This window comes from Microcystis sp. LE19-84.1B (genome assembly GCF_027531875.1).
Classification (GTDB): Bacteria; Cyanobacteriota; Cyanobacteriia; order Cyanobacteriales; family Microcystaceae; genus Microcystis; species Microcystis panniformis.
The window spans coordinates 1-19,521 of record NZ_JAPZSR010000403.1; the positions used below are offsets into that span (position 1 = coordinate 1).

At 43.0% G+C, this 19,521-nt stretch carries 15 protein-coding genes and 1 pseudogene; 6 read left to right on the forward strand and 10 right to left on the reverse strand.

All coding sequences use genetic code 11. The features are described 5' to 3' along the window. Positions 1-150: pseudogene (locus tag O9324_RS22355) on the forward strand (peroxiredoxin); the annotation flags it as partial. Between the two features lie 71 nt (positions 151-221). On the opposite strand, the gene O9324_RS22360 reads toward O9324_RS22355, so the two are convergent. After that, entirely contained in the window at positions 222-386 is a 165-nt protein-coding gene (locus O9324_RS22360) for a hypothetical protein (RefSeq protein ID WP_002766271.1), read from the reverse strand. A gap of 144 nt (positions 387-530) precedes the next feature. Here O9324_RS22360 and O9324_RS22365 point away from each other — a divergent pair, with 144 nt between their 5' ends. Beyond that, positions 531-1,871, forward strand: a complete 1,341-nt coding sequence (locus O9324_RS22365; protein WP_288141339.1) for an AAA-like domain-containing protein — start codon at positions 531-533, stop codon at positions 1,869-1,871. A gap of 45 nt (positions 1,872-1,916) precedes the next feature. Here O9324_RS22365 and O9324_RS22370 read toward each other — a convergent pair whose 3' ends face one another. Then, positions 1,917-2,855, reverse strand: a complete 939-nt coding sequence (locus tag O9324_RS22370; RefSeq protein WP_288141340.1) for a WD40 repeat domain-containing protein — start codon at positions 2,853-2,855, stop codon at positions 1,917-1,919. A 1-nt stretch (position 2,856) separates the two neighbouring features. On the opposite strand from O9324_RS22370, the gene O9324_RS22375 reads away from it, so the two are divergent. The 3 genes from O9324_RS22375 to O9324_RS22385 all read left to right on the forward strand — a co-directional run bounded on the left by O9324_RS22375 (position 2,857) and on the right by O9324_RS22385 (position 5,623). Continuing rightward, positions 2,857-2,982: a hypothetical protein gene (locus O9324_RS22375; protein ID WP_288141341.1), complete on the forward strand. Its 126-nt coding sequence runs from the start codon at positions 2,857-2,859 to the stop codon at positions 2,980-2,982. A gap of 292 nt (positions 2,983-3,274) precedes the next feature. Further along, positions 3,275-4,405 carry a glycosyltransferase family 4 protein gene (locus O9324_RS22380; RefSeq protein WP_288141342.1) on the forward strand — a complete coding sequence of 377 codons (1,131 nt, stop codon included), beginning with the start codon at positions 3,275-3,277 and terminating at the stop codon, positions 4,403-4,405. A 147-nt stretch (positions 4,406-4,552) separates the two neighbouring features. Further along, complete coding sequence (locus O9324_RS22385) at positions 4,553-5,623, forward strand: glycosyltransferase family 4 protein (RefSeq protein ID WP_287630377.1); 1,071 nt, start codon at positions 4,553-4,555, stop codon at positions 5,621-5,623. A gap of 201 nt (positions 5,624-5,824) precedes the next feature. Here O9324_RS22385 and O9324_RS22390 read toward each other — a convergent pair whose 3' ends face one another. Both O9324_RS22390 and O9324_RS22395 read right to left on the reverse strand, forming a co-directional pair. Continuing rightward, positions 5,825-6,778: a DNA-methyltransferase gene (locus O9324_RS22390; protein WP_287630378.1), complete on the reverse strand. Its 954-nt coding sequence runs from the start codon at positions 6,776-6,778 to the stop codon at positions 5,825-5,827. Positions 6,779-7,177: 399 nt separating this feature from the next. Next, complete coding sequence (locus O9324_RS22395) at positions 7,178-7,960, reverse strand: MBL fold metallo-hydrolase (RefSeq protein WP_287630379.1); 783 nt, start codon at positions 7,958-7,960, stop codon at positions 7,178-7,180. A 503-nt stretch (positions 7,961-8,463) separates the two neighbouring features. Between O9324_RS22395 and gnd the strand changes: the two genes are divergently transcribed. Continuing rightward, entirely contained in the window at positions 8,464-9,891 is a 1,428-nt protein-coding gene (gene gnd, locus O9324_RS22400; protein ID WP_288141343.1) for a decarboxylating NADP(+)-dependent phosphogluconate dehydrogenase, read from the forward strand. Between the two features lie 62 nt (positions 9,892-9,953). Here the strand turns inward: gnd and O9324_RS22405 are convergent, their stop codons facing one another. The 6 genes from O9324_RS22405 to O9324_RS22430 all read right to left on the reverse strand — a co-directional run bounded on the left by O9324_RS22405 (position 9,954) and on the right by O9324_RS22430 (position 19,473). Next, complete coding sequence (locus O9324_RS22405) at positions 9,954-10,580, reverse strand: ribonuclease HII (protein ID WP_288141344.1); 627 nt, start codon at positions 10,578-10,580, stop codon at positions 9,954-9,956. After that, positions 10,577-12,736: a ribonuclease E gene (gene rne / locus O9324_RS22410; protein WP_288141345.1), complete on the reverse strand. Its 2,160-nt coding sequence runs from the start codon at positions 12,734-12,736 to the stop codon at positions 10,577-10,579. Before rne ends, O9324_RS22405 begins: the two co-directional genes overlap by 4 nt. A 686-nt stretch (positions 12,737-13,422) precedes the next feature. Further along, a complete protein-coding gene (locus O9324_RS22415) occupies positions 13,423-14,178 on the reverse strand; it encodes a DUF2232 domain-containing protein (RefSeq protein WP_002766262.1) in 756 nt (251 codons plus the stop codon). A 517-nt stretch (positions 14,179-14,695) separates the two neighbouring features. Beyond that, positions 14,696-16,261, reverse strand: a complete 1,566-nt coding sequence (locus O9324_RS22420) for an SUMF1/EgtB/PvdO family nonheme iron enzyme (protein WP_288141346.1) — start codon at positions 16,259-16,261, stop codon at positions 14,696-14,698. Positions 16,262-16,569: 308 nt separating this feature from the next. Beyond that, on the reverse strand, positions 16,570-17,865 hold the full coding sequence (locus O9324_RS22425) for a CO2 hydration protein (RefSeq protein ID WP_288141347.1): 1,296 nt from the start codon (positions 17,863-17,865) through the stop codon (positions 16,570-16,572). 57 nt (positions 17,866-17,922) lie between these two features. Next, the gene (locus O9324_RS22430) at positions 17,923-19,473 is read right to left on the reverse strand and encodes an NADH-quinone oxidoreductase subunit M (protein ID WP_288141348.1); all 1,551 of its coding nucleotides are present in this window, start codon (positions 19,471-19,473) and stop codon (positions 17,923-17,925) included. Positions 19,474-19,521 lie beyond the last annotated feature (48 nt).

Consider the following 19,521-nt stretch of genomic DNA (forward strand, 5'->3'; position numbering starts at 1 on the left):
TATGGTTCTTGGATGGGTTATGTTTCCCTGCGTCATACCTATCTTATCGATCCGCAAGGGATTTTAAAAGAGATTTATTTAGGGGTAAATCCTGCCATTCACAGTGCCGAAGTTTTAGCACGTTTAGAGGAATTACAGGCGACTTCATAAAAAAAATCCCGACCACGATTTTTTCATCGGTGGGGGATATAGACTAACAACCTTAACCGAGATAATCAGGACTAATTGCAATTATCGTCCTTATCACCCTTACAGTCTCGGTTTTGTAAAATTAGCGGCGAAGAGGAACGGTCAAAATGGTTATCTTGACTATTAACCGCTAAAGTGTGAGGAATTGAACCTAACAGCAAGGAGGCCACAACAAACAAGGTTAACGAGATTTTCATGGTTTTACTCCCTTAGACACTATCAGGTAATTGACCTACTTTTACCATAAGGCCTTCCTTCTCGGATGTCAGTCCCATTGCCAAGAGGGAAAAAGGGGTTAACATGGAAAAAAAGGGAATATAAGTAGAATAAAGTAGAACGGGATGAAACCACAGGGATGGGACGAGTTTCTCAAACATCTAGCTAGAGAATACGGTGTTCAAGGCAAATTAAAGGAAATTTTTTTAGTTCGTTTTGCCTACGAAAATTGGCGCAAACCGGATGAGGAAATTTGGGAAATGGCCGAGGCTGCCAGCCATGAAACCTATAAAAAACAGATGACTAAAATCTATAGCTATTTCTCGGCAGATAAAGATAATGGCTGTCCCGAACTCGAATTAGGTAGTAAAGGGCCGGGTAAGTTCCAAATCCTCCGAGAATGGTTCAAAGATATCAAATATCCTCAATGGAAAAATCACCCCACCCCGATACTAGCAGAAAAATCAGTTATAGATACTTATATTAGCCGCCCTCCCGTCGAAAGCGACTGTTATCAAGAAATTAATCGTCCAGGGTCACTCATTCGCATTAAATCCCCTGAAAAGACTGGTAAAACTTCTCTCCTTAAACATCTGCTCGCTCAGGCAGATAGTTGGGGACATAGCACAGTTTATATTAATTGTCAAGTGGCAGAAAAGGCGATGTTTGCCAGTTTAGACCGATTTTGTCGCTGGTTTTCGGCAAATGTCAGCCGAGAATTGGGTTTAAAGCCGCAATTAGATGAATATTGGGATGAGGAACTATTTGGCAGTTTAATCAGTTGTCAAACCTATTTTCAGTCCTATCTTTTGGAACAGATTAACAGACCTCTTTTTTTGGCCCTAGATAATTTAGACAGAATTTTCGAGTATCCGGACATCGCTAGGGATTTTTTGCCGCTTTTGCGCTGTTGGCACGAAGAAGCTAATAATTTGGAAATCTGGCAAAATTTGCGGTTAGCGATTGCTAATTCCACGGAAATCTATATTCAATTGGACGCTAATCAATCTCCCTTTAATGTCGGCCGCGCGATTAAATTACCCGGTTTTAGCCTCGAACAACTGGAAAACTTGGCTAGTAGCTACGGATTGCCTAAAAATGACGATAATCAGCGTTTTATTAGCGATTTAATCGCTCTAGTCGCTGGTCATCCCTATCTTAGCCGTTTGGCCCTGGAAGCGCAGGTGCGCGGGGAAAAAAATATTCTCCCTAATGCTGCTACCCAAGGGGGAATTTATGCGGCACACCTGCGTCATCACTGGGATAATCTGCAAAAACAGCCGGAATTATTGACAGGGATGGGGGAAGTGGTTAATTCTTCCGATAAGGGAGCGCGATTAGAACCGATTACTGCCTATAAACTGGAAAGTATGGGTTTAATTCAGCTAAAAGGCGATCTAGCCCAGCCTAGCTGTCAATTATATCAGCTTTACTTCCGAGACGAACAAACCGGCAGCGATCTCTAGTAGATAATTAGACACCGATAAGCATCCGGTGCGCTCAAAGATTGTTCAACTTGCTAAAGATTGTAGTTCGGAAGTGCCATAAACTCTAACGATTTTGTCTTGGCAGGCCGTGGCGATATAATTACCGTCGGGACTAAAACAAACGGAATAGATTTTTTGGGGATGGGGAATAGAAATAATGGCTTTTCCTGCTTTTAAATCCCATAATTTTAAGCTTTTATCATCACTACCACTGGCTAATAGTTGATTATTAGGACTAACACTAACTGAATTGATATGATCACTATGTTCGCTGAGAGTTTTTACCTCTGTACCTCTTTTAATATCCCAGATTTTAATGGTTTTGTCTTTGCTGCCACTGGCTAAAAATTTGTTATTACTGCCGAAATCTACCGATAAAATACCTCCAAACCAATCGGAATGACCTTTTAAGGTAATACTGCTTTTTTCTCCCAGATTCCAGATAATTACCGTTTTGTCATTTTCGCCGCCACCACTGGCTAAAAGTTGACCATTTTGACTAAATTTAACTGTTAGAACTTTATCGCTATGACCTTGTAATGTGGCAAGAATGTCTCCGGTTTTTGCTGACCATATTTTCACGGTTTTATCTTCACTACCACTAGCAATAATTTCCCCATCGGGATGAACAGCTACTGCTGTAACTTTATCTTGGTGTCCCGTTAAGGTAGAGATTAATTTTTTAGTTTCCAGTGACCAAATTCTTAGGGTTTGATCATCTCCTCCACTAACCAAAAATCCTTGACAGGGACTAAAAGCAACAGAGTTAACTCCCTTATCCCACCAACCAGCTTTTTCATGTCCTTGTAAAATAAATTTTTGATTTTTTTGCCAATCCCAAACAATAACAGTTAACTCGTTATCTCCACTAGCCAAAAGTTTACCATCTTGGGAAAAAGTTAGACATTTAACTTCACCTTCATGGCCTTCTAAGGATTTAAAAGATACTAAGGGATTAAACATAGTGAAAACATTAGTTAATCAAGATTTTTCGGCATTACCAGATATTAGTTTTTCTCTGGGGGACTACTTCATCCCTGAGATAACTTTTTCCGATCACCACAAGTACGGGGAAGCCATTCTTACCTAATTATAACTAATTATAGCGTTTCTCGTCAAGGAGATTCATAGCTGATAAGTACCCGTTGACAATCCTAGTCGCAGGGTGGGTGAGGGGACAATAATCGAAAAAATTGCCCGATAAATATAAGTATTCGCCGTAACCTAGCCAAAAAAGGCTGCTATTTAGGGACGTTATAGGGTAAGATTAACCATTAGGGTGGAGTTTATTGCCAATTTTAATCTTGTCCTAACCGAGCAAAATTGACAATTGAATCTGTAATTTTAAAAATATCTATCCCGTCAATCTCATCTAACCGCAAATGCTTAAAATTTTAGTTGATGGTACACCGATAAGACAAAATCCTAGTGGAATTGGATTATATGCTTATCACCTGATTGCCGAATTAGCTAAATTACAAAATCAAGAAAACTTTTCCCTGTCCCTCTGTTTTCAACCATCGGTAAAAAACTGGCTGCGGGGTAATCTTTCTATTCCTGAAAAACTACAATCCTATCCAGAGGTTAAATGTTTACCAATTCCCGTCAGTCTTAGCAATATCTTAACCCGATTTCCTAATCCTCTAATTCCCTATCTAGAAAACTTTCTTGATTCTCCCGATATTCTCCACGGATTGGATCATGTGGTGTATCCTTGTCGTCAGAGTCGCAAAGTTATGACTATTCATGATGTTACTTTTATTAAATATCCTGAGTTTGTCACGGGGATTGTCAAAACCTACACCCAACGGATTAAACAATCTCTACAATGGACAGATTTAGTTATTGCTAACTCCGCAAGTACCAAACGAGATATTATCGAATATTTAGATGTGAACCCAGAGAAAATTTTTGTTACTCCCCTCGCAAGTCGTTATTCTTCTCTCCCCAATACTCCCTCATCTCTAACTATCACTAAACCCTATTTACTCTTTGTTAGTACCCTAGAACCACGAAAAAATATTATTAATCTTATCACCGCTTTTAACTATCTCAAGGACAGGTATAAATTAGACCACAATCTGATTCTGATTGGCAAAAAAGGATGGAAGTATCAACCAATTTTCGATAAAATATCTCAGTCTCCCTTCCGAGATAGTATCCAACATCTTGATTATCTTGCTGATGACTTAGTTGCGGATTATTATCAAAAGGCCGATGTTTTTGTCTATCCTTCTTTTTATGAAGGTTTTGGATTACCAGTTTTAGAAGCGATGACTTTAGGTTGTCCCGTCGTAACTGCTAATACTGCATCCTTACCCGAAGTCACGGGAGACTCAGCAATATTAATTAATCCCGATAATCCCCTAGAAATCGCCGCAGCAATCTATCAGGTGATTAGTGATACCTATCTCCGTCAAGAATTAATCACTAAAGGAAAAAAACAAGCAGTAAAATTCTCTTGGCAAAAAACCGCACAAGCTACTATAAAAGCTTATCGTTCTCTTTTATAATAAGTAAGTAGTTATCATTAAATTGAAGATAGATTTTGCCTCTGATCCCCCCTTGATAAGGGGGGTGCTGATCCCCCCTTAATCCCCCCTTGATAAGGGGGGTGTCTGACAACTTTTAACACCTACCTACTTAACTAGCTAATATCTATGAATAAAAATAATCAATTATTAATCAATCTCGCTTTTCTCGGTACTAAATATACTGGGTTGACTACCTATACTAAAAATCTCATTCCTCAATTAGCTAACTTAAATCCTACCCTAATCACTTCTAATAGTTACCCAAATTTTAACACCTATCCTGTGTCGGCAAACCTCACCCAAGAACAGGGAACTAAAGGCAATATTAGGCGCTTAATTTGGACAGAAACCCAACTCTATCAAACCTATCAACAATTAAAGTCTTCCCTGCTATTTACTCCCATTCCCGAAGCACCTATTTATGGAAATTGCCGCTATATTGTCACAGTCCATGATTTAATTCCCCTGCGATTTCCGAAATTTTCTCCCCTAACTTTTTATAATAAATACTATTTACCCCAAGTCCTGAAAAAAGCCACACATATTATCGCTGTTTCCCAAGCAACGGCCGCCGATATTAATAAGTTTTTTGACATACCTCTTGACAAAATAACCGTGATTCTTTCTGGATATGATTCTCAAAATTTTCGTCCTCTAAATCTGGCGACTCGTCCCTATTTTCTCTATCTTGGTCGTTATGATCCTCATAAAAATCTCGCTCGTTTAATTACTGCTTTTTCCCAAATCGCTCCCGAATATCAATTATTAATTGTCGGTCAATTTGACCCCCGTTTTACCCCGGCTCTACAGCAACAGGTAGAAGCATTATCAATCTCTCAACGAGTGCAATTTTTAAACTATGTTTCCTATGAAGAATTGCCGCAACTTTTAAACCAAGCAACTGCTTTAGTTTATCCCTCCCTTTGGGAAGGTTTCGGATTACCTGTACTAGAAGCGATCGCCTGTGGAACTCCTGTAATTACTTCTAATCTTTCCTCTCTCCCGGAAGTCACAGGAGATGCGGCAATTTTAATTAATCCCTATAGCATTGATGAGATGAGAGAGGCAATGCAGCAAATCGCTACTGATGAACAATTACGCCTTAAATTAAAATCCCTGAGTCGCCAACGCGCCGAGCTTTTTAGTTGGGAAAAAACTGGACAAGAAACTGCAACAATTCTGCAAAGTTTTCTCTAAAAATGGTGACAAAAAAACTGATCAATCATTGTAGGATGGGTTATACTAAATCCGTTGAGTAACGCACAGAAAACGGGTTTCTCGGAGAAACCCGTTTTCTACAGAATAAATAATCAGTTTTTAATAACTAGATTTAGCATCAACTCATAGTAGATGGATTCATGAATCCATCTACCTGGGGGGGAGATTAAGTGTTACTTCCTATATATTATTGTGCCATTCTTCGGGAATTTGAGCAACTTTTTCCTTACCATTAGGCTGATGAATAGGTTTTCCTAAAGGACGAATTTTGAGATTTCCTTGCAAATAAGCGGCGATTCTTTCCCTGGCAATTTTCACATATTCTGCTTCTTTTTCACTCCCCATAACTCGACGATTGTGCATAATACTAGCAATCAGAGAAGTTCCAACCCCAGCAAAGGGATCAAAAACCCAATCCCCCTCATTTGTCAAGGCTAAAACACATCTTTCTACTAATTCGATTGGATATTGACAAGGATGGATAGTTTTCTCTGGATGATTAGATTTAACGTTAGGAATATCCCACAGTAACTCATCCCATTCTTGTGCCAAAAACTCCCAAACATCGCTAGGATTTTTCCCTAAAGGATTACCAGAGGGTTTACCGATATTTTTACCTTTAAAATGACGCTTACCGGGGTATTTAGCGGGGATTCTCACTGGATCAAGATTAAAGGTATATTTATCGGTTTTTGTCAACCATAAAATAGTTTCATATCTGCCAGAAAATCTTTTAGAAGTATGTAATCCATGGCCAAAATGCCAGACAATTCTATTTCTTAAAAAGAAACCCATTTGTTTAAATAGCTGATAATAAAAAATATCTAAAGGATAAACTTCTCCCTCTTGAACAAAATTTCCCACCTGCCAGCAAATACTACCATTATCTTGCAATATCCTAGAGAATTCTCGCAGAATTTTGGTCTGGGTTTCCAGATAAGTATCCAAAGAGATTTTTTTTTCGTAGTCTTTTCCTAAATTGTAGGGAGGAGAAGTAATAATCAAGCTCACAGAATTATCTGGTATAGTCTTGATAAAATTATTGCTATCTCCTTGATAAAGAATTATTTCGGCATCAGGTTGATAAAAGTCTCGCACTGATTTTGATTGAGAAAATAAGGGCAACTGATTCATAGACAATTTAGCAGAGAAGAGCCACTTTTAATTAGGGTTTGCGGCAAAAAGTTTTTCCTGGGGGCAGGGTGTGACCCCCCCAACCCCCCCGACATCGGGGGGGCAGGTGGGGTGTGGGGTGTGGGGTTTTACCCATTTTACATCCAATATTCAAGAGAGCCAGTTTTTTCAAACAATTAATGTCATCTGTAGCCAGCAAAGATAAGTAGCTGGTTATAATTAAATTAGAAATGGATTTTAGGTTCGATCCCCCCCTGCCCCCCTTGATAAGGGGGGTGCCGATAGGCGGGGGGATCTGAAAGTTTTTAATACCTATCTACTTATAACAAAAATTCTACTTTTTTAGATAAAAATCGGGAAGAAAGTTTTAACTGTTTTCTATTCTTCCCTTAACTCAGATTAGCTCAAACCCGGAACGCACTCACCTAATTCCACTGTAAAAGGCTGCCAAGGACGAGGATCAATTACCTTTGTCGGCAAGTCATGGGATGTTAATAATTCTTGAAAAGATTCGGGACTACCCCCAGCACTTAACACCGCCATCAATAATCCTTTAAACTCGATATCACCACCGGCAGCCGTAGAAATAATATATTCGGGCTGCAAGCGTTGACAAACTGCTAAGGCACTTTCTTGTCCTTTGATTACTGGTCCGAGGAAAGGTATTTTTAAGTCAATCAAAGGAGTGATAATCACGGAGATTTTACCAAGAGAATCGAGGCTAGGAGAATGATAACCGTGGGGTTCGTAGTAGATACTCTGATTTGTCGCTAATTCCTTGATAACATAACCATTTTCCACCAGAGTCGGCCCGACTGGAGAACCGGGGACAGCAGTAATTTCGATCGCATTGTCAAAGATATAACTAGCACCGTGGGTTAAAGGGATGCGATGGGTATAATTGAGCGCTCGAACCACTTTTTCGGCATTTGGAGAAGCTACCACGGGAATTTGGCGATCGAGTACCTGTAAAGTGGGAGGATGAGCGTGATCTTCCAAACCTTGGGAGAGAAGAATCAGATCGATATGTTCGGGAATGGCATGATTAGCGGTTTTTTTGCCCTCAAATAGCCAAGTTAAATTGCCAAAAGTCAGGGAACCTACCAACCAAGGATCGAGAAGCAGGCGTTTTCCCCCGATTTCGATTAACCAAGAATTACTATCAAGCCAAGTTAACTGCATATAACAAGAATGAGGATTTTCTTAATTTAATTTAACATTACCATTAATTTTTCTGCGCTTGGGGGTTTTTCAGTCATCAGTGAATGCCATTCATAGCAGTTATCTTAATGGTGAGGTAGGAAGTCTCTGGTTTTAGGGAACAGGCAACAGTAGCCAGTCGTTCGGGGATGATACCAAATTAAGTAGCTGGTTATAATTAAATTAAAAATGGATTTTAGGTTCGATCCCCCCAACCCCCTTGATAAGGGGGGTGCCGATAGGCGGGGGGATCTGAAAGTTTTTAATACCTATCTACTTGGGTTACACTTCATCTTGAGGAGAAACGCTGTAACACTCCTCACTTAATGCTGTTCACTGAAAACCCAAATCTGATCACTGATTACTGATTACTGATCACTGATCACTGATTAGTCAAGGCTTAAGAAATAGGGAAAGTTTAGCTATCTTAGGGAAAGTAGGCGCTAAAAGGGGAAGAAGAACGCATCAGCTGAGACTGAATTTCTATGACTAAACGTACCTTCGGTGTTATCGGACTAGCTGTCATGGGAGAAAATCTCGCTCTCAATGTGGAGAGTCGGGGTTTTCCCATCGCTGTTTACAATCGCACCGCCAGCAAAACTAAAGAATTTATGGAAACTCGCGCCGTCGGCAAAGATGTCAAGGCGGCCTATAGTTTAGAAGAATTCGTCCAAATTTTAGAGCGTCCCCGCAAAATTCTGGTCATGGTAAAAGCAGGCCCGCCGGTGGATGCCGTGATCGAACAATTAAAACCCCTTCTCGAAGAAGGAGATATGATTATCGATGGCGGTAACTCCCTCTACGAGGACACGGAAAGACGCACCCGCGACCTAGAATCGACCACTAAACTGGGTTTTGTCGGCATGGGAGTCAGTGGTGGCGAAGAAGGCGCTCTGCACGGTCCTTCCCTGATGCCGGGGGGTACAGAGTTCGCCTATCGGGAATTAGAGCCGATTTTAACCAAAATTGCCGCCCAAGTCGATGATGGTCCCTGTGTCACCTATGTGGGATCTGGTGGTGCGGGCCATTATGTGAAAATGGTTCACAATGGCATCGAGTACGGCGATATGCAGTTAATTGCGGAAGCCTACGATGTGCTGAAAAATGGTCTAGGACTAAGCAATCAGCAGTTACAGGAAACTTTCGCCGAGTGGAATCGCACCGATGAGCTTAATTCTTATTTAATTGAAATTACCGCCGATATCTTTAAGTATGTTGACCCAGAAACCGGTCATCATCTGGTAGATTTAATCTTGGATTCGGCGGGACAAAAGGGAACAGGACGCTGGACTGTGTTAAGTTCTTTGGAGTTGGGGGTGCCAATTCCGACCATTTATGCTGCGGTTAATGCTCGCGTGATGTCCGCTTATAAGGATGAACGGGTGGCCGCCGCCAAAGAGTTACCCGGACCTGGGGAAACCTATCCGGGGGATGCGGCACTATTTGTGGATAAGGTGCGTGATGCTCTTTACTGCTCGAAAATGTGTTCCTATGCCCAGGGTATGGCTTTAATCGCTAAAGCTTCTCAGGAGTTTAACTATAATATCAGTCTGCCGGAATCGGCCCGGATTTGGAAGGGGGGCTGTATTATTCGGGCTAGTTTCTTGGATAAAATTCGCAAAGCTTTTGCGGAAAATCCGGGGCTGCCGAATTTGTTGTTAGCGCCGGAATTTAAGCAAAGTATCCTCGATCGCCAAGAAGCATGGCGTGAGGTGTTAGTCTTAGCTAATAAGTTGGGAATTCCTGTCCCGGCTTTTAGTTCTTCTTTGGACTATTTTGATAGTTATCGTCGGGCCAATTTACCGCAAAATCTCACCCAAGCACAACGGGATTATTTTGGCGCTCATACCTACGAACGTACCGATAAACCCAGAGGTGAGTTTTTCCATACGGAATGGATGACTGAATCCTAAAGCTATCTAATATCTTCTCCCCTTTTTATTTCCGTTAAAAAGGGGAATTTTTTGGCTATCGGTTACGAAATTTCGATAACCCTTGAGCAATTTGTTCGGCAGTCAAGCTCCAACCTCGATTGACAGGGACTAAAAGAGAGCCGGTGCTGAGAACTAAGTCCATGGTTGCCGATCGCTTCTAGGTGTTGAGCAGTGCCATAACCCTTGTGACGAGGGAGTCCATAATCGGGATAGCGTCTGTGCCAACGAGTAATTAAGTCATCGCGCCAGACTTTGGCCACGATACTAGCCGCCGCAATTACCGGCGATTGTTGATCTCCCTGAATTACCGCCTTTTGGGGGATTGACAAATCTTTAATAATGTGCTTGCCATCGATCAAACAGAGACTGGGGGAAAGGGGTAATTTCCCGATAGCTCTGCTCATTGCCAGTAGGGAAGCATGAAAAATATTCAAGCGATCGATCTCTTTCACCGTAGCATAACCGATGCGACAAACAAAATCCCGTTGTATTTGCTCGCTCAATTTTTGCCGTTTTTGGGGGCTAAGTTGCTTACTATCTTTTACCCCCAACTCCCACAGCTGCGGAAAACCAGAGGGGACAGTGACCACTACCGCCGCCACCACGGGGCCAAATAAAGCCCCGCGTCCCACTTCATCGACACCGGCAATTAAGGGTTCTTCCCTCATGACTCATCGGCAGTGGCGGAGGAACGACGACGACGACGACGCAGCACCGCAGTTTCAGCCTCTATTGGTGGCTCCTCCGTCACCTCGGCGCTCACCGGGGTCTCGAAAGGAATGACTTCACCGAGAAAAACTGGAGTTTCGGGCGCCATCGGTTCGGGGGTAAAAGTCAGTGGCGGACTAGCTTCTTGGCTGATTTCCTGACCAACTTCGCTAGTGGTGGGACGACGACGACGGCGCACCAGGGGACGATTTTCGGCTTCCTCGCCGGTTTCCATCCCTTCGACTGGTGCGACCTCAGCTTCTGGGGTAGGAATCAAGGATATTTCAGGAGTGGCAGACGTTTCTGGGTTTTCCGCTTCTCTTTCCCCTGGCAGTTTCACGGAAACAATCACCGATTTCGGGTCTTTAAACTCCTTATCCACCAGAATCAGGGGAGAAATGCCCATTAAAGAATAAACTTCCTGTTCTACGGGGGTCATTTCCACGGAAACCCGCTCCCGTTCGGCGACGGGGATATTTTTGCCAGCACCGGCATCTTCTCCCCGTTTCGAGAGACGGGCCGGGCGTTCTCGTTTTTCCTCAAGGCGTTGGGGTTCTGATTCCGGCTCGATTTCGTTGTTAACACCGTTAGTAGAGGCTTTTTCGCCCCGTTCCTCTTTTAGCAATAGTTCCGAGGGACGACGACGACGGCGACGACGAGAATTATTAACCTGTTCTTGATAGTTGGGATGGAAGGAAAGATCCATCTCTTGGGCGTTTTCTTCGGCCTCAAATTCGGAGAAAACTTCTAGATAGGGTTCGGCCGCCGCAACGCTAGGAGCGCTCTTATCGGGTAGAACTTTTGTATTAGTTGGAGCAACGACAAAGGTTTCTTTTTCCGCGCGGCTAAGGGTGGGGGTTTCTAGGGCGATGGCGTTGCCTTCTCCGGGTAGATGGGCTAAATGGCCCAGTCCGCCGCAATGGTCACAGGTTTTGCCGAATAATTCATAAATGTTTTTCCCCTGACGCTTACGAGTTAATTCCACTAACCCCAATTCCGATAATTGGGCAATCTGGGGCCGGGCCTTATCGCTTTTCAGGGCCTTATTAAACAATTCCAGCAGTTTCAACTGGTCGCGACGGGAATCCATATCGATGAAGTCCACCACCACCACACCGCCGATATTTCTCAAGCGCAGTTGTCGGGCGATTTCTGTGGCGGCCTCGCTATTAGTCCAGAGTACGGTTTCCCGGGCCGTGGCCGAACGGGTAAAGGAACCGGAGTTAACATCAATTACCGTTAAAGCTTCCGTCGGTTCGATGATAATATAGCCGCCGGAGGGTAAATCAACCCGGGGTTTCAGGGCCTCGCGAATGGCGGCGTTAACCCGGAAATAGTCGAGAATTGGCTGGGTTTCCCGATGGGAGTCGATATAAACCCCTTCGAGAGCTTTGCCGCCGCCCCAGTTCGTCAATTGCTGTTTAACTCGTTTTACCGCCATCGGGTTATCCACAACAATGCGATTGACATCGGCACTGTACATATCCCGCAAAACCCTTTGAATAAAGTCATCATCGCGGTTAAGCAGGGCCGGGGCCCGGCTGCTGACGGCCATCTGTTGGATACTCTCCCACTGTTTTTGCAGAAATTCCAAATCCTCGATAATCGCCTCTTCCGCTTTGCCTTCGGCCTCGGTGCGTACCAGCAACCCCATCCCCGCCGGTTTGACCAAAATCCCTAAAGCTCGTAAACGGGAGCGCTCGTCTTCACTGCGGATGCGACGGGAAAGATTCACCCCGCGACCATTGGGCATCAATACCAGATAACGGCCAGGGAGAGTGACATTTCCCGTTAGCCGCGGTCCCTTGTTGCCGGTGGGTTCTTTCATTACCTGTACCAGCACTTTTTGCTGGGGGGCCAGTAATTCCGTGATAGCACCGGCGGTTTTTTTCAGTCTTAAGGGGCCCAGGTCGGTGACATGGATAAAGCCATTGCGTTCCGCATCGCCAATATTGACGAAGGCTGCATCTATCCCGGGGATGACATTTTCTACTAATCCTAGATAGATGTCGGCCACCTGCTGATTACCTGTGGCTACAACTAATTCCTGAATTTGATCTTCCCAAAAAACAGCCGCTATATGGTGTTGTTCGGCTATGATTATTTGTTTTGGCATTCAATTTCCTCAATCTTTCGGTTTCAAAAGCGACTGACCATGGGCTATTTGTCTATGCTTTGAGGCTACTTCTGGAAATCTGGTCTTGTTAAGAAAGTTCTAAGAAGATGAGTCCGCATCGTTAAAGCCTCATCTTGATGTTCATCTGCCTCTCAGACATGGGAACTGAGTCTTGGTTTCAGTTTTTAAGTCTGTTTGGCAAGTGCCGGCTTGACCCACAATTAGACAAGCACAGCCAAGAGACGAGATTTTCAATTAATCCCTGAGTCTTGCTCGATAACAGCATTCTTTATCCGTTTCCGCCGGTTCTGTCTATCAGAATCTAGGAAAAAAAGGAGTTTTTGAGTTACTCCCCTCGGCAACAGGTTTCTGTGGACGGGAAAAATAGCGCACTTTTCGATTTTCCAAAAACCACGATTCTTTTAAGAAATGCTGTAATCGAGTCTTATAGACGACTATAACTCACTCGGTCACTCTCTGACAAGATGATAATCGAGGAAAAACGATCGATTAACAGTTGACTGGAGATAAGCTAAGACGTATTTAAACCGCTTATTTTTAGATTAGCCGAATCTCCCCCCCCCTTGCCCCCCCGACATCGGGGGGGTCTTGCCTTTTGCCTCTTGCCTCGTCTCAACAAGCAATTTAAATTACGAACAGCTTACTGACCATAAAGCACTAAATAATTACTCATAATCTAGTATGACCTGCACCCATTTGGGCGGACGAGAAATCGGATTACCGAGGCGATCGAGAACTAATAACGCCACTAAATGCACGGCAAATAAGTATAATAAACTATTGACAAATATGCCCACAACTGCTATCGATTGCACTTGCAGCAGCGTCGGTTTAGCGAGAATTCCTAACTGGGTGAAAATCCAATCAATAAAATTAGTCGCTTGGGTAATCACATATAACCAAAGATTTTCGCCTAAAAGAATTGAAAACAGCCAAAAACGAAAGAATAAACCAAACGCTCCCAACAGTCCCCCAGTCAAGATAGAAAATTCCCAGCGCGCACCCCGGCGCCAGCATAGCCCCAATTGTACCCCCATCAAGCCGTGGGGAATCAAAAAGACAATGCTGCGAGTCGGTCCCATTAACACCGACAAAAGTAAACTAGAAACTAATGCTGTCATCCAAGCACAACGAGCGCCCCAACGTAAATAGGCCAAAGCGATAGGAATCGGGAAAAAAACCCTTAATAACGGTCCGAGGGGAAAATAATAATCAATTAACCAGATTAAACTGGTAGCACTGGCCAAAAAAGCCGTCTCCACCGTGATCAGGGTAGAGATAGACTTGAGGGGAGATGGTTGGATAGGTTGAGCAGTGGGTTTATCTAGGGGTTTCCCTTCTTCCCCCAGATCTACCCAATTGGTTTCATCTATTGTCTCTTCTGAGGATTGAGCGGGAGAATTAGCGTTAGAATCGTTCATTCTATAATTTATCCGGTGGTCGGGACGGGTTGGCCAGCTATTCTTAGCTTAGACTGGCGACTCCCAGTCAGACAAGAGGCAAAAGGGGGAATAAATAATCAGTCTTTAATAACTGGATTGAGTATCAGGTGTTAGGGGTGGGGGAATTTACGGAAAATTTCCCTGTTTTCACTGAAAAAAACGGCTCTAAATAGGGTTTGCGGCAAAAAGTACGGGCGAATGAGTAGGTAGGGTGCGTTAGGAGCGCCACAATATTATTTAATTTCAGATCGTAGGTTGGGTTGAACGATAGTGAAACCCAACACTTTTAAATAATTGGGTTGGGTTTCTACGGCTCAAAAAAAAATCGACCCGCCTTAAATCGTAGGTTGGGTTGAACGATAGTGAAACCCAACACTTTTAAATAATTGGGTTGGGTTTCGTTCCTCAACCCAACCTACGGCTCAAAAAAAAAATCGACCCGCCTAGCGGCGGGAAAAAGAGAAAAAGGGTAAAAAGGGTAAAAAGGGTAAAAGGGTTACAGAGTCCTCCCAGCACCGCACACCACCCGAAAACCGACGTTGTTGAAGTAGTCGCGGCGGTTGCCGTTGCTGCGGTAAGCGGAACGGCAGAAATCTGGATTGAGGGACCAAGAACCGCCCCGCGGACACTTGCGATGAGAACGATTATCATTCTTGATAAACCACGCCGATCCATCCGTCGGCGCTCCGATATAGTTATCGTGCCAATCGTCTTCGCACCACTCCCAAACATTGCCACTCATGTCATAGAGTCCCCAAGCATTGGGCTTTTTCTGGCCCACAGGATGAGTTGTGTGCTGAGAATTTCCTCTATACCAAGCGTAATCTCCTAACTGATTAGCATCATCACCGAAATAAAAGCGAGTAGTAGTCCCCGCACGACAAGCATATTCCCATTCCGCTTCTGTGGGTAGGCGATAGGTTTTCCCGGTTATTTGACTCAATTTCTGACAAAAGGCTTGAGCATCATTCCAACTAACCTGTTCTACCGGATTTTGCAGATTGTTTTTAAACCAAGAGTTATTTTTAAAATGAGAGGGATTGGTTCCCATTACCGCTTCATATTGTGCCTGAGTCACTGGATATTTACCAATGGCAAAACTGTTGACTTTAACTGGGTGTTGAGGTTTTTCGTCATCGTGGGCATCAGAATCGCTGTCAGGAGATCCCATAAGAAATTCACCTGCTGGTAAGCTCACCATCTCCAGTGTGACTCCGTTGGATATTTTTTCGGTAAATGGAGTAGGTGAAACAGGCTTTTTGACTGCTTGTAAGGCATTTAAAACCTGTTGTGCTGTCCATCTTTGTCTTCTATCTTTTTGCAAACACCCTTCAATAATCGGTTTAAACTCTTTCGGTAAACTGGGAATTTGTAGCTCACAATTTATCACCTTTACCATTAATTGATTATTGTCATTATTGAACTTATAGGGAAATTGATTAGTCGTCATTTGGATTAACATAATACCTAATGACCACAGATCCCAAGCTGAGGAAATATCACCCCTAAAGGCTTCGGGAGGCATATAAATAATTGTACCGGTATTGTGGACTGTTTGAGTGTGGCTTTTGTTATTTAAAGTTCTAATTAAGCCAAAATCTGCTAACTTGTATTGTTGATTAACCTTGAGGATATTACCCGGTTTTAAATCTCGATGGACTTTATTTTGTCGATGAAGATAATTTAAGCCCTGGGCGACTTGAGCAGTAATATTTTTAATCTCATCCGCTGAAAAACTGCCTTTGGCAATGTGATTTTCTAGGCTACCCTGTGCCAATTCCATGACTAAATAAAGCATCTCTGTATTGAGAAAAGTAAATTCCCCCACCGCATAACTCTTAATTAAATTAGGATGTTCTAACTTTCTGGAATTTGTTAATTCAATTAATTTATCATCGCTACTTTCGGGGATAACTTTAATGGCAACTTCTTTGACCGATGTATTTCTGACCATTTCACTAGCATGAAATACACCACCAAAACCACCCGCACCGAGAAACTTATTAAGACGATAGGGGCCTATTTGTTGCCCTTCTAACATCTTCATCATTTGGTCTAGCATAATAATAACTCCTGAATTAGCCAATTTTTACGTTCTGTAACTATCCTATTAAGTGGGTGGTTTTAACGAAGGCAAGAGGCAAAAGCTTTATCGAAATGTGTAATTAATTTTGCTTAGGTACTTAATACTAAATCTGGCTATTAAATACTGATTATTTATTCCCTCGAGTAGAAAACGGGTTTCTCGGAAAAACCCGTTTTCTGTGGGTTACTCAAGGGATTTAGTATTAGTATGACATTGGGTGTCGGTCATCTGATTATATCAAAAAAGGTGGGCTATAAACCCACCAGAAAAGTAAGCAAAAAACCTCAACGATAATTAGGACTTTGGATATCTCTAAGACGCGCTTCGGGGCGTTTAAATCTGTCCATTTGTGCCTCAAAGAATTGACGATTTTTCAGTAAATGTTTGGGATTAGGATCGTCGAGGGGATAGAGTAAAGCAGTGCGTAGAGCTTGAATAACTGCCGAAGTAACATTATACATCGATCGCTGGAAAGTAATACCCAATTGAATCAAAATATCGTCTTCCCCCCGGCAGTGTTGCTGATAGTAATCAATCAGATATTGGGGTAAAAAATGATACATATCATCCATTAACAACGTCGGGGGAATTCCCGCAGTACCCACGGGGAAAACATCCGCATAAAGAATACCATAGTGAAAGTCTTTTTGTTGGTCGGGAACCTGTTTTGCTTGGGCATTATAGGACTTTGTACCCCGGAAGGGAGCAGTACGATAAAAGACCGCTTCTACATAGGGTAAAGCCGCTTCATAAAGCCAAGTAAAAGCCTTTGATTTGGGGATAATTTCGTAGCATTGACCATCAATATAAACGTGATGATAAATTGGCCGGCCAGCGATGGCAAAAATGCCATTAACGAGGAAATTCATGGCATCGGGAACACCTTTAAACCCGCCTTCATCGTAGATATCAGACATCTCGAAAAATACTGGGGCCATCACTTCCCAGAATAGTCCTAAATTAGAGTAATAGGACATCATCCGCACCTGTTCTAAGAACATATCGGGGAACAGGTCATAAAGTTTCATCATCACGGGGTTTTTCTTGAAATAGGCCTTAATAGCGCGGTCGGCATTTTGGCGATATTCTTCTGAATCAAGATAGGCATCAAATAAACCCCAACCCATATCGCGGCCATGCCATAACATGGCTTGCATACAGGCTTCGGCAAATTCCATATTAATGCGATCATGCCAAAGATGATGGATTAATTTGGGCATTTTTCGGGTTTTACCTTTATCCATAAATTCTAACAATTCAGGATGAGCGGAACCCGTGCCGCGCCAGATGCGTAAATCGGCATTATCGCCGGAGTAATGATTTTGTAGCTCTAGGTATTCTTGGGGTAGAAAATATTTAAAAAAGGGCAAAGGATCGAGGAAAACTCGTTCGGCAATATAGAGCAGATCTCGCCAATAAAAATCCATCGGTACGGCATAAGCTTTATAAATGCCGATAATTTGCATCAGGTTTTCGGGAGTATCCGGTAACATGGAGCCACCCGCTTCTAACCGGTGGATAATGTCGGCGAATTCGTGAGTAGAAGGGGGAATTTTGGCTTTGATTAATGTCCCAGTCATAGTTTTAGGTAAAGTAATTAGCAACGGTAACAATAATTCGGAAACAGCGAGGGATAACTAACTATTACTCAAATATTTACCCCGATTAAACCAGTTGGTTTTTGGGGACTTTTGCGGAGATTTTTTGAAGACAAAACTAGGTTTTGCTTGTCCCGATAAGCTGGCAACCATCGAGTTAGTGGTGGGTTCAATCCAACGGACTAAATAATTGGGTTGAATACCTAAAAAGACGATTAATACCATTAAGACAAAAGCGGGGATAGTTTCCGATTTCAAGACTTTGGGATAGTAGGCAAGTTTATTATCCAATTTGCCAAAACAGGTGCGATTAAGCAGGATAACAAAGTAAACCGCCGTTAAACCGGAAGCGATGATGCAGAAAACCGTCTGCACGGGAAAACGGGAAAAACTACCCTGAAAAACAATAAATTCCGCCACAAATCCCACTAATCCGGGGATACCAGCGCTGGCCATACCGGCGAGAATTAACAGAGCGCTAACCAGGGGTAAACCGCGAATTGGGTTCATTAAACCGTTTAAAACGTCTAAATCTCTGGTTCCGGCTTTGCGTTCGACAATGCCCACCAGATAAAATAAAAGGGCGAGAATGAGACCGTGGCTAATCATTTGCGCGACGGCACCAAGGACGCTTAAACCCGTGCCGGCGGCGGCTGCTACCAGTATATAGCCCATGTGACCGATCGAACTGTAGGCCACCATGCGTTTAATGTCTTTTTGGGCAATAGCGCTCAAGGCCCCGTAAATAACGCTAGTAACGCCGATAATTGCCAGTCCAGAGGCGATTAAAGACCAGGTTTCCGGGAATAATTGCAGACCAAAGCGAACTAAGCCATAAGTACCGAGTTTAGCGAGGATACCACCTAATAAAATTGCTGTAGCGGGGGAAGCTTCCGTATAGGCATCTGGTAGCCAAGTATGGAGAGGTACGAGGGGGATTTTGATGCCAAATCCCACTAACAGCAGAGTTAAGAGCAGTAATTGGGTTTTTTGGGAGAAATCGGTGGTCGAGAGGGAGGAATAGTCAAAAGTGCCACCATTGAGGAAACCTATGCCTAAAAATGCCGCTAGGACTAATAACCCAGAGACAGCAGTGTAGAGAAGGAATTTAATCGAAGCATAGCCACGTTTTTCGCCTCCCCAGATAGCAATCATCAGATAAAAGGGGATTAATTCTAGTTCATAGAAAACGATGAACAGCAGCAGGTTTTTGGCCATTAATGCCCCAGAAACCCCAGCGTTAATCAGGAGGATTAGGATGTAATAAAGTCGGGGACGATCTAGTTTTTCTTCGGTACTATAGATAGCTATTCCTGTCAAGAAACAGTTTAAAATAATTAACGGTAAGGACAAACCATCGACTCCGAGGTTATAACTTAAACCGATTGGTTTTGCCCATTCGCGGTATTCAGAAAATTGAAAGCCATTGCTGGTTAAGTTATATTGAGTCAGCAGATATAAAGACCAAAGAAGGACGGCAGCAACAAAAAAGACAGTTATTTGACGTAATTTTGCTGGCGCAAATTTATCGGGGAAAAGACCGACGATAATTGCTCCAATTATTGGCAACCAAAGCAGGGTACTGAGCATATTGGTATCGATAGAATTTATAATGACTGGGATGAGAAAACGATTAGC